The sequence below is a fragment of the Hydrogenophaga sp. L76 genome (assembly GCF_057654755.1).
On record NZ_CM172807.1, the window covers coordinates 2549276 to 2571203 of the forward strand.

Genomic DNA, 21928 nt, shown 5'->3' on the forward strand with positions numbered 1-21928 from the left:
CCGGGATGGTACCCCTGCGCCGCCTGCGGCGAGGGGGATGGGCGCTCACAGCGCCCTTTGAATAATGATTTTCTGCACGTCGGACGTGCCTTCGTAGATCTGGCAGACACGCACGTCGCGGTAGATGCGCTCAACGGGGAAGTCGCTCACATAGCCGTAGCCGCCGTGCACCTGGATCGCCTGCGAACAGACCTGTTCGGCCATTTCGCTGGCGAACAGCTTGGCCATGGCAGCTTCCTTCAGGCAGGGCTGGCCGGCGTCGCGCAGCGCAGCGGCGTGGTGCGTGAGCGCGCGGGCGGCTTCGATCTGCGTCGCCATTTCCGCGAGCTTGAAGCCCACCGCCTGGTGGTTGAAGATGGGCTGGCCGAAACTCTCACGTTCCTTGGCGTATTTCACGGCGCATTCAAACGCGCTGCGCGCCATGCCGATGCTTTGTGACGCGATGCCGATACGCCCGCCTTCGAGCGCGCTGAGGGCGATCCTGTAGCCCTCGCCTTCGCCGCCGATCAGGTTCTCGGCCGGGATGCGGCAGTTGTCGAAGTTGATCTGCGCCGTGTCGCTGCTGTGTTGTCCCAGCTTGTCTTCGAGGCGCGCGACCACGTAGCCGGGCGCACTCGTCGGCACGATGAAGGCGCTCATGCCCTTCTTGCCGGCGCCTTTGTCGGTCACCGCGATGACGATGGCCACCTGCCCGTTCTTGCCGCTGGTGATGAACTGCTTGACGCCGTTGATCACGTATTCATCGCCCTCTTTCACTGCGGTGGTGCGCAGGGCGGACGCGTCGGACCCCACGTGTGGCTCGGTCAGGCAGAAGGCGCCGAGCATCTGTCCGGCGGCCAGCGGGCGCAACCATTGCTCCTGCTGCTGCGCATTGCCGTAGCGCATGAGGATGGCGTTGACCGGGCAGTTGGTCACGCTGATCACGGTGCTGGTGCCGCCGTCGCCGGCCGCGATCTCTTCGAGCACGATGGCCAGGGTCTGGTAGTCCAGCCCCGCGCCGCCCAGCGCCTCGGGCACGCAGATGCCGTAGGCGCCCAGATCGGCCAGACCCTTGTGCACGTCCTTCGGGAAATGGTGTTCCTTGTCCCACTTCGCAGCGTTCGGCCAGAGCTGCTCTTGCGCAAAGGCGCGCACGGCATCGCGGATCATCACCTGGTCTTCGGTCAGCAGCATGTTGTGTGTCTCGTTGATGTTTTGAAAGTCTTACCAGTGCTCGGCGCGCCGGCCGTCGTGGTGTATCAGGCAGCCGTTGTCTTCGGGTGTCACGCTGGCGAGCACGGCGCGCAAACCGCGCACGCTGGCCTCGACCGTCAGCGGCGCACCACCGCCGCCCATGTCGGTCTGCACCCAGCCCGGGTCCAGCGCCACCAGCCGGGCCTTCGGGTAGTCGAATCGTGCGCTGCTCACCGCCATGTTCAGCGCCGCCTTGCTCACGCGGTAGAGCCAGCTGTTGCTGCCCGGCACGCTGCCGATCTGGCTCATGGCGCTGGACAGCGCACCGAACACGCCACCGGCTTCTTCCACCAGGGGCAACACCTGCGGGATCACCTGCATGGCGCCCATCACATTGGTGTGCATCACGCGGTCAAAGGTCGGTTGGGTGGGCGGCGAGGTGGCACTGGCGCGATCGATCACGCCCGCCACATAGAGCGCCACATCCAGCTTCTCGCCATCGAGTTGCCAGGACAGCGCACTCACACTGGTGGGCTGCCCCACATCCAGCCGCAGCGGCTCGGCACCGAGCGCGCGCAGGCGCTCCAGCCCGGCGTCGTCGCGCGCGGTGGCAATCACACGCTCACCCGCCTCGCGGTACTGGCGCACGAATTCGAGGCCGATGCCGCGCGACGCGCCGATGACCAGAACCGTTGCCATGCGCAGCGTCAGACCAGTTCTATGGCCATCGCCGTGGCTTCACCGCCGCCGATGCACAGCGTGGCCACGCCCTTCTTGCCGCCACGCGCCTGCAGCGCGTACAGCAGCGTCACCAGGATGCGCGCACCGCTGGCGCCAATGGGGTGGCCCAGCGCGCAGGCGCCGCCGTTCACGTTCACCTTTTCATGCGGGATCGACAGCTCGGTCATCAGCGCCATCGGCACCACGGCGAAGGCCTCGTTGATCTCCCACAGGTCCACGTCGCCCACCGCCCAGCCGGTCTTGGCCAGCAACTTCTGCGTGGCGCCCACGGGCGCGGTGGCGAACCAGTTCGGCTCCTGCGCATGGGTGGCGTGGCCGACGATGCGGGCCAACGGCTTCAGGCCTTGCTTGAGCGCGGTGGACTCGCGCATCAGCACCAGCGCGGCGGCGCCGTCGTTGATGGAGGAACTGCTGGCAGCGGTGATGGTGCCGTCTTTCTTGAACGCGGGCTTGAGCGAAGTGACCTTGTCGAGCTTGACCTTGCCCGGGCCTTCGTCCACCGACACCACGCGTTCGCCGCTGCGGTCTTTCACCGTCACGGGCGCGATCTCTTTGGCAAACGCACCGCTCTCGGTGGCGGCCTTGGCGCGCGTCACCGAGGCGATGGCGAAGGCGTCCTGCTGCTCGCGGGTGAAGCTGTATTTGGCGGCGCAGTCTTCGCCGAAGGTCCCCATGCTGCGACCGGCTTCGTAGGCATCTTCCAGGCCGTCGAGCATCATGTGGTCGTAGATCTTGTCGTGGCCCATGCGGTAGCCGCCGCGGCCCTTGAGCATCAGGTAGGGCGCGTTGGTCATGCTCTCCATGCCACCCGACACCATCACCGTGGCGCTGCCGGCGAGCAGCATGTCGTGCGCGAGCATGGTGGCCTTCATGCCCGAGCCACACATCTTGGACAGCGTCACCGCGCCGGCCGACAGCGGCAGCCCGCCCTTGAGCGCGGCCTGGCGCGCGGGCGCCTGGCCCTGGCCGGCCATCAGGCAGTTGCCGAACAGCACCTCGTCGACCAGCGACTTGTCCACGCCACTGCGCTCGACCGCGGCCTGGATGGCCACACCGCCGAGATCGTGGGCGGACTGGGAAGCGAAGTCGCTCTGGAACGAACCCATGGGGGTGCGCGCGGCGCCGACGATGACGATGGGATCTGTTGGGTTCATGGAAATCTCCTGTGAAAGTTCAAGCTAAAAGTTCTTTGTCCGCCTGGACATGGAAGCGCCGGTCGCGCTCGTAGGGAAAAACGTCAAACACATGGCCCGCGGCGATGCGCTCTTTGTGAGCCTGCCAGAAGGCGGCGTCGAGCAGGTCCGCGTGGTGCTTCATGAACTCCTCGCGCACCATCGGGTTGCCGAGCAGGAAGGGGCCGAAGGTCTCGGGGAACACGTCGTGGCGACCCACCGGATACCAGACCTCGCCCGACATCTCGTCTTCTTCGTTGCGCGGCGCGGGAACACGGCGGAAGTTGCAGTCGGTGATGTACTCGATCTCGTCGTAGTCGTAGAACACGACCTTGCCGTGGCGCGTGATGCCGAAGTTCTTCCACAGCATGTCGCCCGGGAAGATGTTGGCCGCAACGAGGTCCTTGATGGCATTGCCGTACTCGACCACGGCGCGGGTGAGCTGCTGGCGCGCGCGCTTGAGCGACAGGTCGTCCGCCCCCTCGCCCCGCAGTGCATCAAACGCCTCCTGCAGATAGATGTTGAGCGGGATCATGCGCCGCTCGATGTAGCAATGCTTGAGGATGACCTCGATGTCCCCGTCCCCGTTGCGGTCGCTGATCTCCAGCTGGCTCGGCGCGAATTTCTGGATCTCGGCGATCAGCTCGTCGGTGAAACGCTCGCGCGGGAAACCCACCTCGGAAAACTCCAGCGTGTCGGCCATGCGGCCCACGCGGTCGTGCTGCTTGACCAGCAGGTACTTGCCACGGATCTGCTCGCGCGTGGTGTCTTTCTGCGGCGGGTAGAAGTCCTTGATGACCTTGAACACAAACGGAAAGCTCGGCAGGTCGAACACCAGCATCACCATGCCCTTGATGCCGGGCGCGATGCGGAACTTGTCGGTGGAATGCCGCATGTGGAACAGGAAGTCGCGGTAGAACAGCGTCTTGCCCTGCTTGGCCAGACCGAGCGCGTTGTAGAACTCGGCGCGCGGCTTGCGCGGCATCATGCTGCGCAGGAACTGCACATAGGCGCTGGGAATCTCCATGTCCACCATGAAGTAGGCGCGCGCAAAGCTGAAGAGGATCAGCAGGTCGTCTTCACCGAACAGCGCCGCGTCCACCACCAGCAATCCGTCTTCGTTGTGCAGGATGGGCAGCGCGAACGGCACTTCCTGGAAGCCGTTGATGATCTTGCCGACCACGTAGGCGCCCTTGTTGCGGAAGAACAGGCCCGAGAGCACCTGGAACTGGAAGTTGGCGCGCAGCTTCACGTGGTCGAAATGCGGCTTCATGGCTTCGAGCACCAGACGGGCATCGCGCGCGAGGTCTTCGAAGGGCACGCGCAGGTCGAAGTCCGCGATCATGCGCAGCACCTCGGCCCCCATGTTGTCTGCGGTCGGGTAATGGCAGCGGTAGGTGGGCAGGGCCCGCGGCTCCTCGTTTTCGATGTACTCGGTGGAGACCGCCGGGCGCACGAAGATGAAGTCGTTCTGGAAATAGGCCCGCTGCAGGATCTTGGTGCAGACCGAGTTGAAGAAAGTCTCGGCCAGTTCGGGCTGGTGGTGGTTCACCAGCAGGCCGATGTAATGCAGCTTGACCTGCTCCCACACGTCCATGGGTTGCTGCTCGGCCTTGAACTCCTTGTGCAGGCGCATCACGCATTCGTTGACGCGCAGGTCGTAGAACTCGATGCGCTCGCGCTGTGCGCGCTGCTGGCCGCGCCAGTCGCGCGTCTCGAAGCGGTGTTTGGCGCGCGCCGACTCGGTGCGGAACAGCCGGTAGTGGCGGTTGAAGCCGTCCATCATCGCCTTGGCGATGGCGTAGGCCACGGTGGAGTCAAGTCGCTGGGGAAACATGCAGGGCCTTGGGGCGGCTGTCTCGGCCTCTCTAGGCCGCCGTGTTCCGGCGCTTGGCCGCCACACCCGCCAGGGCGGCCTGGTAGATGGATTCGAGCCCGCTGGCGCCGTCCACCGTCATCAGCATGTCGCGCAACAGGCCGTCGCTCAGGGCGTAGACCCAGGCGTGCAGCGTGAGCGACTGGCCGCGCGCCCAGGCGTCCTGCACCACCGTGGTCTGGGCCACGTTCATCACCTGTTCGATGGCGTTGAGTTCGCACAGGACCTCGACCCGGAAGTCCTCGGGCGAGGCCGCGATGAGCGCGGCGTGGCGGTCGCGCACGTCCTTGATGTGGCGCAGCCAGTTGTCGGCCAAACCCACGCGGGTGTCGTTCAGCGCGGCCTTCACACCACCACAGCCGTAGTGGCCCACCACCATCAGGTGTTTCACCTGCAGCTGGTCCACCGCGAACTGGATCGTGGACAGGCAGTTCAGGTCGGTCGGCACCACCACGTTGGCCACGTTGCGGTGCACGAACACCTCGCCGGGCGCCAGACCGGTGATCTGGTTGGCCGGGACGCGGCTGTCGGAACAGCCGATCCACATGTATTGCGGGCTCTGCTGGGCCAGCAGGTCGGTGAAGAAGGTGGGCTTCTCGCGAACCATGGCCGCAGCCCATTCGCGGTTGTGATCAAACAGGTCTTGCAGCGATGAGCTCATGGAAAGTCAGATGTGGTTGAACAGTCTGGCCATTGTCGGGCAAGGCCGGTTCACCCCGATGTCCATCGGTGTTTCAGCAGGTCTCGGCAAACAGCTCGCGGCCGATCAGCATGCGGCGGATTTCCGAGGTGCCGGCGCCGATTTCGTACAGCTTGGCGTCGCGCCAGAGGCGGCCCAGCGGGTACTCGTTGATGTAGCCGTTGCCGCCGTAGATCTGCACGCCCTCGCCCGCCATCCAGGTGGCCTTCTCGGCGGTCCAGAGGATGACCGAGGCGCAGTCCTTGCGCACCTGGCGCACGTGGTCGGTGCCCAGCAGGTCGAGGTTCTTGGCCACGGTGTAAGCGAACGAGCGCGCGGCCTGCAGCACGGTGTACATGTCGGCCACCTTGCCCTGGATCAGCTGGAACTCGCCGATGCTCTGGCCGAACTGCTTGCGGTCGTGGATGTAGGGGATCACGTTGTCCATGACCGACTGCATGATGCCCAGCGGCCCGCCGGTGAGCACGGCGCGTTCGTAGTCCAGGCCACTCATCAGCACCTTGGCGCCCATGTTCAGGCCACCCAGGATGTTCTCCGCCGGCACCTCGACGTTCTGGAACACCAGCTCGCCGGTGTGGCTGCCGCGCATGCCCAGCTTGTCGAGCTTCTGCGCGATGCTGAAACCGGGCATGCCTTTTTCGATCAGGAAGGCGGTGACGCCGCGCGCGCCCATCTCGGGCTCGCTCTTGGCGTAGACCACCAAAGTGTCGGCATCGGGGCCATTGGTGATCCACATCTTGTTGCCGTTGAGCAGGTAGTAGCCGCCCTTGTCTTCGGCCTTCAGCTTCATGCTGATCACGTCGGAGCCGGCGCCGGGTTCGCTCATGGCCAGCGCGCCCACGTGTTCGCCGCTGATCAGCTTGGGCAGGTACTTCGCCTTCTGCTCGGGCGTGCCGTTGCGGTTGATCTGGTTCACGCACAGGTTGCTGTGCGCGCCGTAAGACAGTCCCACCGAGGCGCTGGCGCGGCTGATCTCTTCCATGGCCACCATGTGCGCCAGGTAGCCCATGTTGGCGCCGCCGTACTGCTCGGACACGGTGATGCCCAGCACGCCCAGCTCACCCATCTTGCGCCAGCAGTCCATGGGGAACTGGTCGGATTTGTCGATCTCGGCGGCGCGGGGCGCGATCTCGGCCTGCGCGAATTCGCGCACCGCGTCGCGCAGCGCGTCGATGTCTTCACCGAGCTGGAAGTTGAGGCCGGGCAGGTTGTTCATGGGGTGTCTCCTGAAAAGAAAAAAAGTGGGGCTCAGCCCTGGATGTTGTCGCGGCCGACGACGGCCATCAGCGTGCAGCCCATGGTGGCGATGAGTTTTTCGCGTCCGCCATCGATGGCGTAGGCATGGCCTTCGCACACCGTGACGGTGCGCCCGGGCTTGATGACGGTGCCGACCATGCGAAAGGACTCGCCCTTGGCCGGGGCCAGCAGATTGATCTTGAACTCGATGGTGAGCACCGCAGCCTCCACCGGCATCAGCGAAAACCCGGCGTAGCCGCAGGCCGAGTCGAGCGCGGTCGACACCATGCCGGCGTGCAGGAAACCGTGCTGCTGCGTCAGCGGCTCGGCCCACGGCAGGGTGATTTCCACCTGGCCGGGACGCACCGCGGCCAGCGTGGCGCCCAGGGTGCGCATGGCGGCCTGGCGCTCGAAGCTGGCGCGCACGCGGGCGGCGAAATCCGTGTCGCGGGGTTCGAAGGTCTGGAGGTTCAAGTTCGCACCTTGATTGACGTTTACGTAAACGTCAATTATGACCGAGACAAGCCTGCCGCCGCAAGTCGGGACGAACCCGCAAGGCCAGTTCAATAGCCAAACGGCCATTCATCCCAGGAGCCCACCATGCGCGTCACCCCCACCAAAGCCAAGAACCGGTTCGGCAGCATTTGCGCCCAGACCAAGCGCGGGCCGGTGTTCGTGGAGAAGGCCGGCCAGATAGACAGCGTCATTCTCTCGGCCAAGCACGACAAGGTGGTGTGGGTCGAAAACCCTGTGTCAGGCGACAGCGGCTGACGTCTCCACACCTCAGACGGTACGCGACAGGAACACCAGCAGCAGTCCGATGGCCGCCGGCAACGCCTGCACAAACAGGATCTTCCGGCTGGCAGTGGCTGCGCCGTACAGGCCCGCCACCAGCACGCAACCGAGGAAAAAAACCGTCACGCCAAAGCCCTCGGCACCCAGCAGCAGTCCCCACAGCAGCCCCGCGGCCAGGAAGCCGTTGTACAGCCCCTGGTTGGCGGCGAGCACCTTGGTGGCCGCGGCCTTCTCCGGCGTGTTACCGAAGGCCTTCAGGCCGGCCGGCTTGTCCCACAGGAACATTTCCAGCACCAGAAAGTAGAGGTGCAGGAGCGCGACGAGAACAACGACGATGCTGGCGATGATGGCCATGGGAACTCCTGCAAAACGGGTGCTGTCCGTGCGGCAGCCATGAGAGCGCGCCGTTCAGACCTTGTCGGCCTTGATCGTCTTGTCCACCTTCGCCAGCAGCGCCCGCGCCTCTTTCTCGTGCACCTTCACCTCGTCGAGGTTGGCCACCAGGTCGGCCATCTGCTCTTCGAGCTGGCGCTTGTGTTCGGCCAGCACGGCGAGGAACTTGCGCAGCTGCGGCCCGGTGTCGCGCGGGCTGTCGTACATCTGGATGATGTCCTTGGCCTCGGTCAGCGAGAGCCCCAGACGCTTGGCGCGCAGCGTGAGCTTCAGGCGCGTGCGATCGCGTGAGCTGTAGACCCGGTTGCGCCCACCCGGGCCTTCGCGCTGCGGCTGCAGCAGGCCCATGTCTTCGTAGAAGCGGATCGCGCGCGTTGTCAGGTCGAACTCGCGCGCCAGATCGCTGATGGTGTAGGTCGGGTTGCTCGCCATGGGCTAGGGCCTTGTCGGGTTGCGGACAGTGCATCGGAACCCCGCTCCGTAGAATGCCCGGCATCTCTTGACGTTTACGTTAACGTCACTCGTTGGCATCTTAACGGAATCCACCCGCGCATGAATCCCCCCTCCCGAGAGCAGCTCGAAGCCCGCCTGCACTACCCGCTGGGCGACACGCTGCCCGACACCGGCCACACGCTCACGGTGGCGCCGGGGGTGAAGTGGATCCGCATGGCGCTGCCGTTCGCGCTGGACCACATCAACCTCTGGCTGCTGCGCGATACGCTGGACGGCGTGGAGGGCTGGACGGTGGTGGACTGTTGCATCTCGCGCGATGAAGCGAAGGCGCAGTGGGAGCAGATTTTTGCCAACGAACTCGACGGCCTGCCCATCCTGCGCGTGATCGTGACCCACATGCACCCGGACCACATCGGGCTGGCTTATTGGTTGTGCGAGCGGTGGGCCTGCATGCTGTGGATCAGCGCCACCGACTACAACTCGGCGCGCATCGGCTCACAGAGCACCACCGGTTTCGGTGGCGCCAGTGCGGCCGACTTCTTTGCGTCCCACGGCATGACCGACCCCGACAGCCTGGCGCAAATCCGCGGCCGGGCGAGCTACTACCCCGGCATGGTGCCGGCTGTTCCGCCGCGCTACCGCCGCCTGATGGACGGCCAGACCGTGACCATCGGCGAACGCGGCTGGCGCTGCATCAGCGGCTACGGCCACGCGCCGGAACACATCGCGCTCTATTGCGATGAACTGCGGGTGCTAATCAGCGGCGACATGGTGCTGCCGCGCATCAGCACCAACGTGAGCGTGCACGACATGGAGCCCGAGAGCGATGCGCTGACGCTGTTCCTGGACTCGCTCGACAAATACCTGCCGCTGCCCGAAGCCACGCTGGTGCTGCCCTCGCACGGCAAGCCCTTCACCGGGCTGCACGAACGCATCCGGCAGCTGAAGGACCACCACGCCGAACGGCTGGCCGAACTGCTCGACGCCTGCCGCGAGCGACCCATCAGCGGCGCAGACGCTATTCCCCTGCTGTTCCAGCGCGAGCTGGACCTGCACCAGACCACCTTCGCCATGGGCGAGGCGGTGGCGCATCTGCACCGGTTGTGGTTTGGCGGCCAGGTGCGGCGCGAGCGCGATGCCGAGGGCATCTACCGCTTCAAGGCCGTTTGAGACTCACTCGCCGAGCGGCACCGCAGACCGCTTGAGCGCGCGCCGCCGCGCCATGTGGTCCGGCATCACGCTCGCCACCACGTCCCAGAACTGCGGGCTGTGGTCCATGTGGCGCAGGTGGCTGAGCTCGTGCACCACGACGTAGTCCACCATCTCCATCTTCAGGTGGATCAGCCGCCAGTTCAGCCGGATGGTGCCGTCGGCACTGGCGCTGCCCCAGCGCGTGCCGGCGCTGGAGAGGCGCAATTTTTCATAGCGCACACCCAGCAGCGGCGAAAAATGATCCAGCCGTTCGGCGAACACGCGCTTGGCCTGGCGCATCAGCCAGGCCTGCGCCGCGTCGCGGATCTGGGCCTCGGTGGCGCTGTGGGCCAGCCCCAGCCGGAGGGCACCCACGGCATCGGGCGCGTCGATGGCGGCCGGCTCCAGCACAGCCCCGACCTGCGCGAACCCGTGCGCAGGATCGAGCACCAAGCGCACGCGCTGGCCCAGAAAATCCAGCTCGGCACCGTTGGCCCAGACGGTTCGCGCCTGCGCCAGCTCCCCGGCGCGTTGACGGGCGCTCTGCAGCTTTTCTAGCACCCAACCGGCCTTGTCGTGCAGCAGCGCTTCGACCTCGCCCACCGGCGTCCAGCGCGGCGCACTCACGCTCAGGCCATCGGGTCCGACCGACAAGCCGATGGTGCGGCGCTTGCCGCGTTTGAACTCGTAGGCCACATCGCAACTGCCCAGCTTCAACAGGCGGTTGGCGCGCGGGTGGTGCCAGGTGCCGGGCTGAAACACCTCGCTCAGCGGTTCGGCGGGCGGTGCCGCAGGCCGGGGCTTCACCACCGGGGCAGGCGGCCTGGGCAACCCCACGGGCTCAGGCCCGGTCAGGAAATCGAGCGCCAGTTGCACGAAGCGCTGCATGGGCTCAGTCCCCTCCGGAGCGAGATGTCTGCACCGAGGATGCGGTGGAACCGGCTTTGCCGGGCCACTCGCATCGCCCCTTGAGGGGGTGACGCGCTGAAAGCGCGGCGCTGGGGTGGTCATGTGTAAGCCGTGGGATCGAGGCGCCGCATCTCGGTCTCGATCCAGTCTTCCACCTCGCGCATCAGCTCGTCCGGCTGACGGCCCGCGCTGGGGATCGGTTTGCCGATCGAAAACTCCACCACACCGGGCTTCTTGATGAAGGCCTTGCGCGGCCAGCACTTGGCCGAGGTCACGGCGATCGGGATCACCGGCGCGCCGGTGCGGATCGCGAGGCGGGTGCCCCCGCTCTTGTACGTGCCCTTCTCGCCGCGGGGAATCCGCGTGCCCTCGGGAAACATGATGACCCAGGTGCCCTGGTCCAGCAGCCGCTGCCCTTGCTGCACCACCTTGGCGAAAGCGCGCGCACCGTCGGCCCGGTCGATGTGGATCATGTCCATGCGCGCCATGGCCCAGCCAAAAAAAGGCACCTTCAGCAGTTCCTTCTTGAAGACAAAGGCCAGCGGGTGCGGCATCAGCGCAGCCATGCTGAAGGTCTCCCAGAGCGACTGGTGCTTGACCAGCAGCACCGCGGGCGCCGTGCTGCCCACCGGCAGGTTCTCGAAGCCGATCACCTGGTTGCGGATGCCCAGGATCACCGTGCCGCCATCGACCGCCAGCTTGAGCCAGCGCGCGCACATCCAGTAGATGCGGTCGGGCTTCATGAACGGCGCGGCGACCACCACCGCCAGCGCCCACGGAATCACGGTCACGACCATGAACAAGAGATGCAGGACGGCACGCAGGAAGTTGATGACGATCATGGGGCGGTTCAGGAGGTGGCGATGTCCTGCGCCAGCAGCCAGTCGGCAAATGCGGGCAGGTCTTCGTGCAGGCGGGTGCCCGAAGGCAGATGGGGAAGCAGCATCGCCAGCTCGGCGTCCGCTCCAGGCCCGGCACGACCGCGCAGGTGTTCGGACTTGCCGGTCAGCAGCAGATGGGTGGGACAGCCGGCCGCAGCGCCGGCCTGCACATGACGCAGGGCGTTGCCCGCCGCCGGCACATTGGCCAGTGTCATGCCGAAACGCACCCCGATCTGTTCAAACAGGCCAGGTTCGGGTTTGCGGCAGTGGCAACCATCCTCAGGGGCGTGCGGACAAAAAAACACCGCCTCCACGCGAGCCCCGGCGGCCGCGAGCTGGCGGTGCATCTTGGCGTGAATCGCGTTCAGCGAAGCCATGTCGAACAAGCCACGGCCGATGCCGCTCTGGTTGGTCGCCAGCACCACGCGCCAACCGCCCTGGTTGATCCGTGCCACGGCTTCGAGCGCACCGGGCAGGGCTTCCCATTCATCCGGAGAAGCGACGTAGTCGTCGCGGCTGCGGTTGATCGTGCCGTCGCGGTCGAGGATCAGCAGTTTCATGCGGTGCTCCACAGAAGTGAGGGCCGCTGCGCCGGGCCGCCCCAGGCAAGGCCGCGCGCCCTCGGGGGACAGCGACCCGCGCAGCGGCGGAGCGCAGGGGCTGTCATGTTGCCAGACGGGAGAGGTCGGCCACGCGGTTCATCGCTTCGTGCAGCTGCTTGAGCAGGCCCAGGCGGTTGGCCCTGAGCGCCGGGTCTTCGGCGTTCACCATCACGCCGTCGAAGAAGGCATCTACCGGCGCGCGCAGCGCGGCCAGCGTCATCAGCGAAGCGGTGTAGTCGCCGTTGGCGAACTCGGCGTCGGCCGCTGGCACGGTCTTCTGCATCGCGGCAAACAGGTCCTTTTCGGCCGCTTCGACCAGCCGGCTCTCCTGCACCGCGACGCCCTCGCCTTCGGACTTCTTGAGGATGTTGCCGATGCGTTTGTTGGCGGCCGCCAGCGCCGCTGCGGCGGGCAGCGCCGCGAAGGCGCGCACGGCCTGCAGGCGCTGGCTCACGTCGGCCAAGCGCTGCGGGCGCAGTGCCAGAACAGCGTCGACTTCCTGGGCGCTGGCGCCCTGCTCGCGCAGGCCTCCGGCGAGGCGGTCGTAGATGAAGTCGACGAGCGCGGCAGTAGCGTCGGTGATCCTGTCGCCGAAAGCGGGTGCGGCACCGGCCAGCAGCCCCTGCAAATCCAGCGGCAGATCCTTCTCCACCAGCATGCGGATCACGCCCAGCGCGTGCCGGCGCAGCGCAAACGGATCCTTGTCGCCGGTTGGCAGGTTGCCGATGCCGAACATGCCGACCAGCGTCTCCAGCTTGTCGGCCAGCGCGACCACCACGCCAGTCATCGTGCGCGGCAGTTCGTCGCCCGCGAAGCGCGGTTTGTAGTGGTCTTCGATCGCGAAGGCGATGTCGTCGGAGAGACCGTCGTGGCGCGCGTAGTAGCCGCCCATGATGCCCTGCAGCTCGGGGAACTCGCCCACCATGTCGGTCACGAGGTCGGTCTTGGCCAGTCGCGCGGACAGCAGCGAACGCGCCGCCAGCTCAGGGCCGCCCAGCTGCAGGCCAATGGTCTCGGCAATGGCGCAGACACGTTCCATGCGCTCGCCCTGTGTGCCCAGCTTGTTGTGGTAGACCACTTTGGACAGGGCCGGCACGCGGCTTTCCAGCGTCTTCTTGCGGTCCTGGTCAAAGAAAAACTTGGCGTCGGCCAGGCGCGGGCGCACCACGCGCTCGTTGCCGCCGATCACGGCGCTGGCATCAATCGGGCTGATGTTGCTGACGACGAGGAACTGGTTGGTCAGCTTGCCGTGGGTATCGACCAGCGGGAAATACTTCTGGTTGGCCTTCATCGTGAGGATCAGGCATTCCTGCGGCACTTCGAGGAACTGCTCTTCGAAGCCGCAGGTGAGCACGTTGGGCCGTTCGACCAGGGCGGTCACTTCGTCCAGCAACGCCTCGTCCATCAGCACCTCGTAGCCCGGGCCCAGGCGCTCGGCGGCCTGCGCGAGCTGCTGCACGATGGCGAAGCGGCGGTCGTTGAAACTGGCGATCACCGAGCCGTCGGTCAGCAGGGTCTGCGCGTAGCTGTCGGCGTCGGCCAGCAGCACAGGCGACTTGGCCGCTTCAAAGCGGTGGCCCTGGGTGCCGTTGCCGGCCCGGAGCCCCAGCGCCTTCACCGGTACCACGCTGCTGCCGTGCAGCGCCACCAGGCCGTGCGCCGGGCGCACGAAGTGCACGCTGCTCCAGCCGGGCAGCTCGCAATCGGTTTCGAGCTGGTAGCTCATCACCTTGGGGATCGGCAGCTTGGTTATCGCTTCGTCCAGCGCCTTCTGCAAGCCCACGGCCAGGTCCACACCGGGCACCACGCTGTCGTAGAACAGCGCTTCGGCCTTGCCGTCGGGCGCACGCTTCAAGCCGGCCACGGCGGACGCGTCAGCACCCAGCGCCCCCAGGCGCTTGAGCAGCGCCGGCGTGGGCTGGCCGCTGGCGTCCAGGCCCACGCTCACGGGCATGAGTTTTTGCGACACGGACTTGTCGGCGGCGCGCTCGGTCACGGCGGTCACGTGCGCGGCCAGTCGGCGCGGCGAGGCGAAGGGCGTCACGGCGGAGTCGGCCGCCGTCAGGCCCTGGGCCTTGAGTTGTTCAAACAGCACGCCGGCGAAGGCATCACCCAGCTTCTTGAGCGCCTTGGGTGGCAGCTCTTCCACAAACAGTTCGACGAGGAGGTTCTTGGTTGTCATTCTTGTGCTCTCCCGCTCAGGCGGCTTTCTTCGTCATCTGTTCCACCCACTCGCGCGGCGCCATGGGGAAGCCCAGGCGCTCGCGGCTCTCGTAGTAGCTCTGGGCCACGCCACGCGCCAGGTTGCGGATGCGGCCGATGTAGGCGGCGCGCTCGGTCACGCTGATGGCGCCGCGCGCGTCCAGCAGGTTGAAGCTGTGGGCGCACTTCAGGACCTGCTCGTAGGCAGGCAGCGCGAGCTGCTGCTCCATCAGGTGTTTGGCCTGCTTTTCGTGGGCGCTGAAGGCGGTGAACAGGAAGTCGGCGTCCGAGTGTTCGAAGTTGTAGGCCGACTGTTCCTTTTCGTTCTGCAGGTAGACGTCGCCATAGCTCAGACTGGAGCCATCGGCACGGTTCGTCCACACCAGGTCGTAGACGTTGTCCACGCCCTGCAGGTACATGGCCAGGCGTTCCAGGCCGTAGGTGATCTCGCCGGTGATGGGTTTGCAGTCGATGCCGCCCACCTGCTGGAAGTAGGTGAACTGCGTGACTTCCATGCCGTTGAGCCAGACCTCCCAGCCCAGGCCCCAGGCGCCGAGCGTGGGGTTTTCCCAGTCGTCTTCGACGAAACGGATGTCGTTCTTCTTCAGGTCGAAGCCCAGCGCTTCGAGCGAGCCCAGGTAGAGCTCCAGGATGTTGCTGGGTGCAGGCTTCAACACCACCTGGTACTGGTAGTAGTGCTGCAGGCGGTTGGGGTTCTCGCCGTAGCGGCCGTCTTTCGGCCGGCGGCTGGGTTGCACGTAGGCGGCCTTCCAGGGCTCAGGGCCAAGCGCGCGCAGGAAGGTGGCGGTGTGGCTGGTGCCGGCGCCGACCTCCATGTCGTAGGGCTGCAGCAGCGCGCAGCCCTGGGCGTCCCAATAGGACTGCAGTTTCAGAATGATTTGCTGGAAGGTCAACATGCGGGAAGGGGCCGGTGCGAAGCCAGGGCCGGAAGTGTTCTGGGTGCGAGGGGCAGCCGCCCTGGCGGGCGCACTGCGCAGAAGCTGGATTTTACGGGGCGCCAGCCTTTGACCGTGGGGGCGTTCAGGCGCCGCGCGCGCGGCGGCGCCGGGGTCGGCGGCTGGCCAGCAGCACGACCACGGTCAGGCACGCCACCCAGACTGGCCAAAGACCCCAGCGTCCGGCCCAGCGGGCGAAGGGCGTGCTGCCGCTGCGCCCTTCGACCACGGCCTCCAGCCGGCCCCGGGTCAGGCGAGCCAGTTGGTGTGTGACTTCGCCGCGGTGGTTGATGACCGCGGTGGCGCCGGTGTTGGTGGCGCGAAGCATGGGCCGGCCCAGCTCCAGGGCGCGCAGGCGCGAGATCTGCAGGTGCTGGTCGATCGCCACCGAGTCGTCAAACCAGGCAAGGTTGCTCAGGTTGACCAGCACGGTGGGTGCCGTCACGGGGTCCTGGAACGAGGCGGCCAGCTCTTCGCCGAACAGGTCTTCGTAGCAGATGTTGGGCGCGATGCGCTGCCCGGCCCAGGACCATGCGGGCTGCGCCAGCGCGCCACGGTTGAAATCACCCAGCGGAATGCGCATCAGGTCGGTGAACCAGCGAAACAGGGGCGGAATGAATTCGCCGAAGGGCACCAGGTGGTGTTTGTCGTAACGGAAAAACCCGCCGGGCTGCGGCGCCGCGGCGGTGCGCGGCTCGATGCCCCAGGCCGAGTTGGTGTAACCCTGCTCGTAGCTGCCCAGCGGCAGGCCCAGCAACGCGCCCAGCGAGGCATCCGGTTGCGACAGCCCTCGCAGGAGCGGTTGCCAGAACGCGTCACCCAGTTGGTCGGGCAACATCGGCAACGCGGTCTCGGGCGCCACCACGAGCTGCGGCCCGCGCAGCGTGTCAACCCGCGCCGCCTCGGCCGCCTTGGCGATCTGTTCCGGGTACCAGCGCAAGGCCTCAGCAACACCGGTGCCGGGTTCGAATTTCTGGTCCTGGGCGATGTTGCCCTGCAGAAGCCAGACCCGGAGTTGGCCATGTGCGGTGGTGTCGCGCTGGCCCTGGTCGCGCCACGCACCGCCCCACAGCACGCTGGCCAACAGCGCGACCAGCAAAACCACTCCGGACAGCCCTTGAGCAACAGCCATTGAGCGGCCTCGCTGGTGGTACCAGCGCAGGGGATCGGGGGCGCCGGGCCGGCGCGCGGTCGGGAACAAGCCTTGACGCATCCACCCCCCCAGCGCCGAAAGCGCCGCCGCGAGCGCAAAGGCCAGCAGCGCGGCGATCGCGCCCATGCCGTACACCCCCACCCAGGGAGCCCAGGCCGCCATCAGATCAACCTGGGCGTAACCGCCTGCACCCCAGGGGAACCCGGTCAGCCAGCGACCTCGCGCGAGCTCGGCCAGGGTCCAGAGCGCCGCGAACATCACAGCCTGCTGGATGCGCGAACGCGGTGCCAGTGCGCACATCAGGCCCGCCGCCAGCGCGTAATACAGGGCCAGCAGACCCGCCAGCGCCAGCACGGCCAGCGCCGCCAACCAGGCTGGCAGGCCGCCGTAGGTGTGCATGGAAACAAACAGCCACCAGAAGGTCGAGGCCAGCCAGGCCGTGGCGAACACCCAGGTGCGCCAGACGCCCTGGCGCAGCTGCTGCACATGCCGCAAGGCCAAGACCAGCAGGGACAGCGATCCGATCTGCAGCCAGCCATTGGGCTCGCCGGGCGCCAGGCCCGGAGGGCTCCAGCCACGCACGGGCCAGGCCAGGGCAGCCGCCTGCAGCCAGCCGGCCAGCACACAGACCACCAGCCAGAACAGGCCCCTGCCACGGGCAGGACGTCCCGGCGGCTGGCCACTGAGGGGGGAAAGGCTCGACGGCGTGTTCAGGTTACCGAACAGGCTGCGCATGGCGGTTCGCTGGCGTGTGGGCGCGATCGCGGCTCGGGCTCAATCGACCAGAGGCGTCGGCAACACCTTGAACCATTTGACTGCGCCGCCTTTGGTGTGCAGCACCACAAAGCGCAGGCCATCGAGCTCATGCACCTCGCCGCGCTTGGGCACGTGGCCCATGGTGTGCGCGATCAGGCCCCCGATGGTGTCGAAATCGTCCACCGCGAGCTTGAGACCGAAGGACTCATTGATGCGCTCGATGGAGGTGTCACCGCTGACGCGCCAGGTGCTGTCGGCCAGGGCGAAGATGTCGCCATCGTCTTCGACCACGTCGAACTCGTCCTCGATCTCGCCAACAATCTCTTCCAGCACGTCTTCAATGGTGATGAGGCCGGCCAAACGGCCAAACTCGTCGATCACGATCGCCAGGTGGTTGCGGTTGCCGCGGAATTCGCGCAGCAGGTCGTTCAGCCCCTTGCTCTCGGGCACGAAGGTGGCCGGGCGCAACAGGGCGCGGATGTTGAGTTCGGGGGCGCGCTGCAGCTTGAGCAGGTCTTTGGCGAGCAGGATGCCGATGATGTTTTCGGTCTCGCCCTCGTAGACCGGGAAGCGCGAGTGCGCGGTGTCGATGACCAGGTGGAGCAGTTCATCGTAGGGCGCATTGATGTCGAGCACATCCATGCGCGGGGCCGCCACCATCACATCGCCGGCCGTCATGTCGGCCATGCGGATCACGCCTTCGAGCATGATGCGCGATTCGGCGTTGATGATGTCGTTGTCCTCGGCCTCGGCCAGGGTTTCGATCAGTTCGTCCTTGGAATCCGGGCCCGGATGGATGAACTCCGCGAGCTTTTGCAGGAAACCACGTTTGTCTTCATGCCGCAGGCTGCGCTGCGGCCCGGGACTGGGAGGGATGTCGGCCACTGAAGGAATGGGATGGTTGAGGGAGTATCGAAGGATACCGCAAGCCCATGACGGCAACCAGAGACACACCGCCACGGCACCCGGAGCGCCCGCGTGGGAAGCCGGATCAGGCTTGCCCGGTCAACCGCGCACGCGTTCGCGCGATTCGCGCACGCCCTGGCGGATTTCCATCAGCAGGGCCAGCCCGTCCCAGAACTGCCGGGCCTGGACCTTGAGGTGGTAGTTGGTCAGGGCCATCTGCTCGTTGACCATCTCAGTCACGCGCGAATCAAAATCGGCCGGCGGCAGGTGCAGATGGGCTTCGCTTTCGGAACCGTCGCGCACGATCGCCGCACCGGCTTTGCGGGCGATGCGCAGCATGGCGGTGTTTTCAGACAGCGCATGGATGAACAGCTGGCTCACGCCCTCGTTGCGAGAGTGCATGACGGCCCTCTCGAACAGGCGGCTGCCGTAACCGCGACCCCGGGCCAGACGGGAAACAGAGACACCAAACTCGGCGCAACTGGTGCACTGCGGATCCACCGAATACGCCAGGTGCGCCATGGCAATGAGTTCGAGCTTGCGGTTGAAGATGCCGAACAGCTCGTCGCGCGCAAAGTTCAGGCTGGCCACATAGCGCTGGATCTGCTCGTCGTTGGCCGCATAACCAAAGCGCAGGTAACGGTCGTGTGGTTCCAGCGCCAGCAGGTGGGCGCTGATGCGCTCCAGATGCCCCGGCCCCATGGACCGGATGGGCACAGCCATGGAGGTGGACGAACCCGTGTTGCGCAACTCACCCGGCGCCACGTCGTCGAGCAGACGTGACGGCGCTGCGCTGCGCTGCGCAGAAGACTTGAACCAGGAGAGGGGATCGATCATGGTTTAAATATAAGGGTTATCCCTATATCGACAAGGGCGTGCGCCTCTAAACCGGGAAAAACCCGATGGGCGGGCGGCATTTTGACCGTCTGTCACCTCATTTTGTTGCGATGCAACAAAATGCCTCAGAAGAGGGCGCTTTACACGGGCAAAGCGGTGGTGCTTTTCACCCGGTCCATCACGAAACTGGTCTTGCAATCCTGCACGCTGGGGTGCTTGAGCAGGGTGTCCATCATGAAGCGCGAGTAAGCCGCCATGTCGGCCACCACCAGCCGCAGCTGGAAGTCCATCTCCCCCGTGAGCGCGGCGCACTCCACCACCTCGGGCCAGCCCATCACACTGGCGCGGAACTGGTCCATGGGATTGCGTTTGGCGCTCTCCGCGTGTTTCTCCAGCCGCACGTTGACATAGGCCGTCAGGCCCAGACCCACGGCCTCGGGCCTGACCAGCGCAACATAGCGGTCGATCACGCCCACCTCTTCCAGCCGCTTCACCCGCCGCAGCACGGCACTGGGCGACAGACCCACCACCTCCGCGATCTGGTCGTAGGTGGCCCGGCCATCGGCCTGCAGGCTGCGCAGTATGTGGCGATCGAGCTTGTCCAGTGCTTGCATGCTTTTGATTCTGCAGGAATCCTGCAAAAAGGACAAACGGAGCGCCCCAAAACGCTGGAATCGTGACACGCTGCGCCGATACAGTGGCGCTTTGCTTTCGCCACACCACAAGGAGACCACCATGAACGCCAGCCTGCCCACCGCCGTCACGTCTGCCGCAGCCACCTGGGACAACCCCATGGGCACCGACGGTTTCGAATTCATCGAATACGCCGCACCCGATCCCGCTGCCATGGGCGCGCTGTTCGAGCGCATGGGTTTCAAGCCGATCGCGAAACACCGCCACAAGGCCGTGACGCTGTACCGCCAGGGCGAGATCAACTTCATCATCAACGCCGAACCCGACAGCTTCGCCCAACGCTTCGCCCGCCTCCACGGCCCCAGCGTGTGCGCCATCGCCTTCCGCGTGCGCGATGCGAAAGTGGCCTACGAGCGGGCCCTTTCGCTCGGTGCCTGGGGCTACGCCAACACGGCGGCACCGGGCGAGCTCAACATCCCGGCCATCAAGGGCATCGGCGACTCCATCATCTATTTCATCGACCGCTGGCGCGGCAAGAACGGCGCGCAGCCGGGCGACATCGGCAACATCGGCTTCTTCGATGTGGACTTCGAGCCGCTGCCCGGTGCGGAGCTGAACCCGGTGGGCCACGGCCTGACCTACATCGACCACCTCACACACAACGTGCACCGCGGCCGCATGGACGAATGGGCCGGGTTCTATGAGCGGCTGTTCAACTTCCGTGAAGTGCGTTACTTCGACATCGAGGGTCAGGCCACGGGTGTGAAGAGCAAGGCCATGACCAGCCCCTGCGGCAAGATCCGCATTCCGATCAATGAAGAAGGCAACGAGAAGGCCGGCCAGATCCAGGAGTACCTGGACCGCTACCACGGCGAGGGCATCCAGCACATCGCCATGGGCTCGACCCACCTCTACGACACGGTCGATGCGCTCGAACTCGCCGGGGTGAAGCTGCTCAACACCAGCGACACCTACTACGAACTGCTCGACAAACGCATTCCCGGCCACGGCGAAAACGTCGCCGAACTCCAGCAGCGCAACATCCTCGTGGACGGCAAGCCCGGCGAACTGCTGCTGCAGATCTTCAGCGAGAACCAGCTCGGCCCGATCTTTTTCGAGTTCATCCAGCGCAAAGGCAACGAGGGCTTTGGCGAGGGCAACTTCAAGGCGCTGTTCGAGACCATGGAGCTCGACCAGATGCGCCGTGGGGTGCTGGCGACGGGAACCAGGGCCGAATAATCGCCGGCCAGGCGCGGAGGTCCATCGCCTGCCCGAAGAAGCACTGGCTCTTCGCGCCAGCGCTCAGGCTGCTGGTGGTCGGATCAACAAGGCCAGCGTCTCGCGCATCACCTGGGGGTGAAACGCCATGGCCACGTGCGACACGCCAGGCACATGGCGGTTGTCGGCGCCCGGCAGCATCGCCGTGGCGGCGGGGAACACGATGTTGTCCGCGTTGGAATACCAGCAGACAAAGCGGTCGTAGCGGTTGTTCGGCGCTGTCACAGCCTCACGCGCCTGGAGTGAGCGCAACCAGTCCCCTCCGATCCGCATCTGGCGACCGTTGTCCACGCGGCTGAACTGGGCCAGCCAAGTGCCGTGGTGCGGCGAGCCGATGGTCACGATCCGGCTCACCCGCTGGTCCGCACCGGGCACCGCGTCCAGCCAGGCGCGCGCCGCCAGGCCGCCCATGCTGTGACACACCAGCATCGGCGGCTGGCCGGTGAGCGCGTGCGCGCGCCGCACGGCGTCGTCGATCAAGGGCACGCCTTCATCTATCGAACCGAACACCGGTTCCAGATTCACCGAGGTGTAGGGCACGCCGCGCTGCCGCAGCTCGTGCATCCAAGGCAGCCAGAAGCCGCGGTTGCACACAAAGCCGTGCACGAACACCAACGCTGTGCAGCCCGGTGCCGGCGGCACGTCTTCATCCGGCAGACAGCGCCAGCGAAACGGCTGCCGCCAGGAAAACACCCGGGGGGCCACCCGCACCTCCTGCCACCAGGCGCACAACAGGGTTCCCGCATGGGCACGGGGTGTCGGGTCGCTCCGGTTCACCACGCCGACCACCACAAACTCCAGCGCCAGCACCAAGGCATAACCCCCCAACATGGCCAGCACCCCCAGCAACGCAGCGGGGCGGGACCAGCTCCACGCCCACAGACTCCAGCCCGCGGCCAGTGCCAACGACCCGAGCATGAGTCCTTGCTGCAGGCGTGCGAGTCCGGAAACGCGGTGGACCGCGGCCCGCCCGTTGGGATCAGCAACTTGTCTATCGAACATCGCTGAACTATCGCACGCCATCGCCGGATGTTGCCTGCACGGTGATAGAGCGCACGCCCTAGCGGAACGGTCTGTTGCAGCGG

At 66.1% G+C, this 21928-nt stretch carries 22 protein-coding genes; 3 read left to right on the forward strand and 19 right to left on the reverse strand.

Going from position 1 to position 21928, the window contains the following annotated elements:
* Positions 1-45: 45 nt before the first annotated feature.
* From AC23D4_RS12200 to AC23D4_RS12230, 7 genes are all read right to left on the reverse strand, one after another.
* Positions 46-1173, reverse strand: a complete 1128-nt coding sequence (locus AC23D4_RS12200; protein ID WP_472888761.1) for an acyl-CoA dehydrogenase family protein — start codon at positions 1171-1173, stop codon at positions 46-48.
* A gap of 30 nt (positions 1174-1203) precedes the next feature.
* Positions 1204-1872 (reverse strand): SDR family oxidoreductase, encoded by a 669-nt coding sequence (locus tag AC23D4_RS12205; RefSeq protein ID WP_472888762.1) that lies wholly within the window; start codon positions 1870-1872, stop codon positions 1204-1206.
* Positions 1873-1880: 8 nt separating this feature from the next.
* On the reverse strand, positions 1881-3068 hold the full coding sequence (locus AC23D4_RS12210) for an acetyl-CoA C-acyltransferase (protein WP_472888763.1): 1188 nt from the start codon (positions 3066-3068) through the stop codon (positions 1881-1883).
* A 19-nt stretch (positions 3069-3087) separates the two neighbouring features.
* Positions 3088-4923 carry a bifunctional isocitrate dehydrogenase kinase/phosphatase gene (gene aceK / locus AC23D4_RS12215; RefSeq protein WP_472888764.1) on the reverse strand — a complete coding sequence of 612 codons (1836 nt, stop codon included), beginning with the start codon at positions 4921-4923 and terminating at the stop codon, positions 3088-3090.
* 31 nt (positions 4924-4954) lie between these two features.
* Complete coding sequence (gene can, locus AC23D4_RS12220) at positions 4955-5623, reverse strand: carbonate dehydratase (protein WP_472888765.1); 669 nt, start codon at positions 5621-5623, stop codon at positions 4955-4957.
* Positions 5624-5696: 73 nt separating this feature from the next.
* Positions 5697-6878, reverse strand: a complete 1182-nt coding sequence (locus tag AC23D4_RS12225) for an isovaleryl-CoA dehydrogenase (RefSeq protein ID WP_226464842.1) — start codon at positions 6876-6878, stop codon at positions 5697-5699.
* Positions 6879-6910: 32 nt separating this feature from the next.
* The gene (locus tag AC23D4_RS12230) at positions 6911-7372 is read right to left on the reverse strand and encodes a PaaI family thioesterase (RefSeq protein WP_472888766.1); all 462 of its coding nucleotides are present in this window, start codon (positions 7370-7372) and stop codon (positions 6911-6913) included.
* Positions 7373-7498: 126 nt separating this feature from the next.
* Here AC23D4_RS12230 and AC23D4_RS12235 point away from each other — a divergent pair, with 126 nt between their 5' ends.
* Entirely contained in the window at positions 7499-7669 is a 171-nt protein-coding gene (locus tag AC23D4_RS12235) for a hypothetical protein (RefSeq protein WP_472888767.1), read from the forward strand.
* A 12-nt stretch (positions 7670-7681) separates the two neighbouring features.
* Here AC23D4_RS12235 and AC23D4_RS12240 read toward each other — a convergent pair whose 3' ends face one another.
* Both AC23D4_RS12240 and AC23D4_RS12245 read right to left on the reverse strand, forming a co-directional pair.
* A complete protein-coding gene (locus AC23D4_RS12240; RefSeq protein WP_472888768.1) occupies positions 7682-8047 on the reverse strand; it encodes a DUF1304 domain-containing protein in 366 nt (121 codons plus the stop codon).
* 54 nt (positions 8048-8101) lie between these two features.
* Positions 8102-8518 (reverse strand): MerR family transcriptional regulator, encoded by a 417-nt coding sequence (locus AC23D4_RS12245; RefSeq protein WP_472888769.1) that lies wholly within the window; start codon positions 8516-8518, stop codon positions 8102-8104.
* A 120-nt stretch (positions 8519-8638) separates the two neighbouring features.
* Between AC23D4_RS12245 and AC23D4_RS12250 the strand changes: the two genes are divergently transcribed.
* Positions 8639-9709, forward strand: a complete 1071-nt coding sequence (locus AC23D4_RS12250; protein ID WP_472888770.1) for an MBL fold metallo-hydrolase — start codon at positions 8639-8641, stop codon at positions 9707-9709.
* Between the two features lie 3 nt (positions 9710-9712).
* Here AC23D4_RS12250 and AC23D4_RS12255 read toward each other — a convergent pair whose 3' ends face one another.
* The 9 genes from AC23D4_RS12255 to AC23D4_RS12295 form a co-directional block, all read right to left on the reverse strand.
* Entirely contained in the window at positions 9713-10618 is a 906-nt protein-coding gene (locus AC23D4_RS12255; RefSeq protein ID WP_472888771.1) for a M48 family metallopeptidase, read from the reverse strand.
* 119 nt (positions 10619-10737) lie between these two features.
* The gene (locus AC23D4_RS12260) at positions 10738-11481 is read right to left on the reverse strand and encodes a lysophospholipid acyltransferase family protein (RefSeq protein ID WP_472888772.1); all 744 of its coding nucleotides are present in this window, start codon (positions 11479-11481) and stop codon (positions 10738-10740) included.
* An 8-nt stretch (positions 11482-11489) separates the two neighbouring features.
* A complete protein-coding gene (gene gmhB / locus AC23D4_RS12265) occupies positions 11490-12080 on the reverse strand; it encodes a D-glycero-beta-D-manno-heptose 1,7-bisphosphate 7-phosphatase (protein ID WP_472888773.1) in 591 nt (196 codons plus the stop codon).
* A gap of 103 nt (positions 12081-12183) precedes the next feature.
* Complete coding sequence (gene glyS / locus AC23D4_RS12270; RefSeq protein ID WP_472888774.1) at positions 12184-14304, reverse strand: glycine--tRNA ligase subunit beta; 2121 nt, start codon at positions 14302-14304, stop codon at positions 12184-12186.
* A 16-nt stretch (positions 14305-14320) separates the two neighbouring features.
* On the reverse strand, positions 14321-15241 hold the full coding sequence (gene glyQ, locus AC23D4_RS12275; RefSeq protein WP_472888775.1) for a glycine--tRNA ligase subunit alpha: 921 nt from the start codon (positions 15239-15241) through the stop codon (positions 14321-14323).
* 124 nt (positions 15242-15365) lie between these two features.
* The gene (gene lnt, locus AC23D4_RS12280) at positions 15366-17168 is read right to left on the reverse strand and encodes an apolipoprotein N-acyltransferase (protein WP_472888776.1); all 1803 of its coding nucleotides are present in this window, start codon (positions 17166-17168) and stop codon (positions 15366-15368) included.
* Positions 17169-17207: 39 nt separating this feature from the next.
* The gene (locus AC23D4_RS12285) at positions 17208-18074 is read right to left on the reverse strand and encodes a CorC family transporter (protein WP_472888777.1); all 867 of its coding nucleotides are present in this window, start codon (positions 18072-18074) and stop codon (positions 17208-17210) included.
* A 120-nt stretch (positions 18075-18194) separates the two neighbouring features.
* Entirely contained in the window at positions 18195-18932 is a 738-nt protein-coding gene (locus AC23D4_RS12290) for a GNAT family N-acetyltransferase (RefSeq protein ID WP_472888778.1), read from the reverse strand.
* 140 nt (positions 18933-19072) lie between these two features.
* Positions 19073-19546 (reverse strand): Lrp/AsnC family transcriptional regulator, encoded by a 474-nt coding sequence (locus tag AC23D4_RS12295; protein ID WP_472888779.1) that lies wholly within the window; start codon positions 19544-19546, stop codon positions 19073-19075.
* Between the two features lie 121 nt (positions 19547-19667).
* Here AC23D4_RS12295 and hppD point away from each other — a divergent pair, with 121 nt between their 5' ends.
* Positions 19668-20804: a 4-hydroxyphenylpyruvate dioxygenase gene (gene hppD, locus AC23D4_RS12300; RefSeq protein WP_472888780.1), complete on the forward strand. Its 1137-nt coding sequence runs from the start codon at positions 19668-19670 to the stop codon at positions 20802-20804.
* Between the two features lie 63 nt (positions 20805-20867).
* On the opposite strand, the gene AC23D4_RS12305 is transcribed toward hppD, so the two are convergent.
* Positions 20868-21761, reverse strand: coding sequence for an esterase/lipase family protein (locus AC23D4_RS12305; protein WP_487623614.1), 894 nt, complete (start codon positions 21759-21761; stop codon positions 20868-20870).
* Between the last annotated feature and the right edge of the window lie 167 nt (positions 21762-21928).

Bases quoted from the DNA above. Each gene is read 5' to 3' on its own strand.
- AC23D4_RS12200 (WP_472888761.1), bottom strand. From the start codon at position 1,173: ATGCTGCTGACCGAAGACCAGGTGATGATCCGCGATGCCGTGCGCGCC.
- AC23D4_RS12205 (WP_472888762.1), bottom strand. From the start codon at position 1,872: ATGGCAACGGTTCTGGTCATCGGCGCGTCGCGCGGCATCGGCCTCGAA.
- AC23D4_RS12210 (WP_472888763.1), bottom strand. From the start codon at position 3,068: ATGAACCCAACAGATCCCATCGTCATCGTCGGCGCCGCGCGCACCCCC.
- aceK (WP_472888764.1), bottom strand. From the start codon at position 4,923: ATGTTTCCCCAGCGACTTGACTCCACCGTGGCCTACGCCATCGCCAAG.
- can (WP_472888765.1), bottom strand. From the start codon at position 5,623: ATGAGCTCATCGCTGCAAGACCTGTTTGATCACAACCGCGAATGGGCT.
- AC23D4_RS12225 (WP_226464842.1), bottom strand. From the start codon at position 6,878: ATGAACAACCTGCCCGGCCTCAACTTCCAGCTCGGTGAAGACATCGAC.
- AC23D4_RS12235 (WP_472888767.1), top strand. From the start codon at position 7,499: ATGCGCGTCACCCCCACCAAAGCCAAGAACCGGTTCGGCAGCATTTGC.
- AC23D4_RS12240 (WP_472888768.1), bottom strand. From the start codon at position 8,047: ATGGCCATCATCGCCAGCATCGTCGTTGTTCTCGTCGCGCTCCTGCAC.
- AC23D4_RS12245 (WP_472888769.1), bottom strand. From the start codon at position 8,518: ATGGCGAGCAACCCGACCTACACCATCAGCGATCTGGCGCGCGAGTTC.
- AC23D4_RS12250 (WP_472888770.1), top strand. From the start codon at position 8,639: ATGAATCCCCCCTCCCGAGAGCAGCTCGAAGCCCGCCTGCACTACCCG.
- AC23D4_RS12255 (WP_472888771.1), bottom strand. From the start codon at position 10,618: ATGCAGCGCTTCGTGCAACTGGCGCTCGATTTCCTGACCGGGCCTGAG.
- AC23D4_RS12260 (WP_472888772.1), bottom strand. From the start codon at position 11,481: ATGATCGTCATCAACTTCCTGCGTGCCGTCCTGCATCTCTTGTTCATG.
- gmhB (WP_472888773.1), bottom strand. From the start codon at position 12,080: ATGAAACTGCTGATCCTCGACCGCGACGGCACGATCAACCGCAGCCGC.
- glyS (WP_472888774.1), bottom strand. From the start codon at position 14,304: ATGACAACCAAGAACCTCCTCGTCGAACTGTTTGTGGAAGAGCTGCCA.
- glyQ (WP_472888775.1), bottom strand. From the start codon at position 15,241: ATGTTGACCTTCCAGCAAATCATTCTGAAACTGCAGTCCTATTGGGAC.
- lnt (WP_472888776.1), bottom strand. From the start codon at position 17,168: ATGCGCAGCCTGTTCGGTAACCTGAACACGCCGTCGAGCCTTTCCCCC.
- AC23D4_RS12290 (WP_472888778.1), bottom strand. From the start codon at position 18,932: ATGATCGATCCCCTCTCCTGGTTCAAGTCTTCTGCGCAGCGCAGCGCA.
- AC23D4_RS12295 (WP_472888779.1), bottom strand. From the start codon at position 19,546: ATGCAAGCACTGGACAAGCTCGATCGCCACATACTGCGCAGCCTGCAG.
- hppD (WP_472888780.1), top strand. From the start codon at position 19,668: ATGAACGCCAGCCTGCCCACCGCCGTCACGTCTGCCGCAGCCACCTGG.
- AC23D4_RS12305 (WP_487623614.1), bottom strand. From the start codon at position 21,761: ATGCTCGGGTCGTTGGCACTGGCCGCGGGCTGGAGTCTGTGGGCGTGG.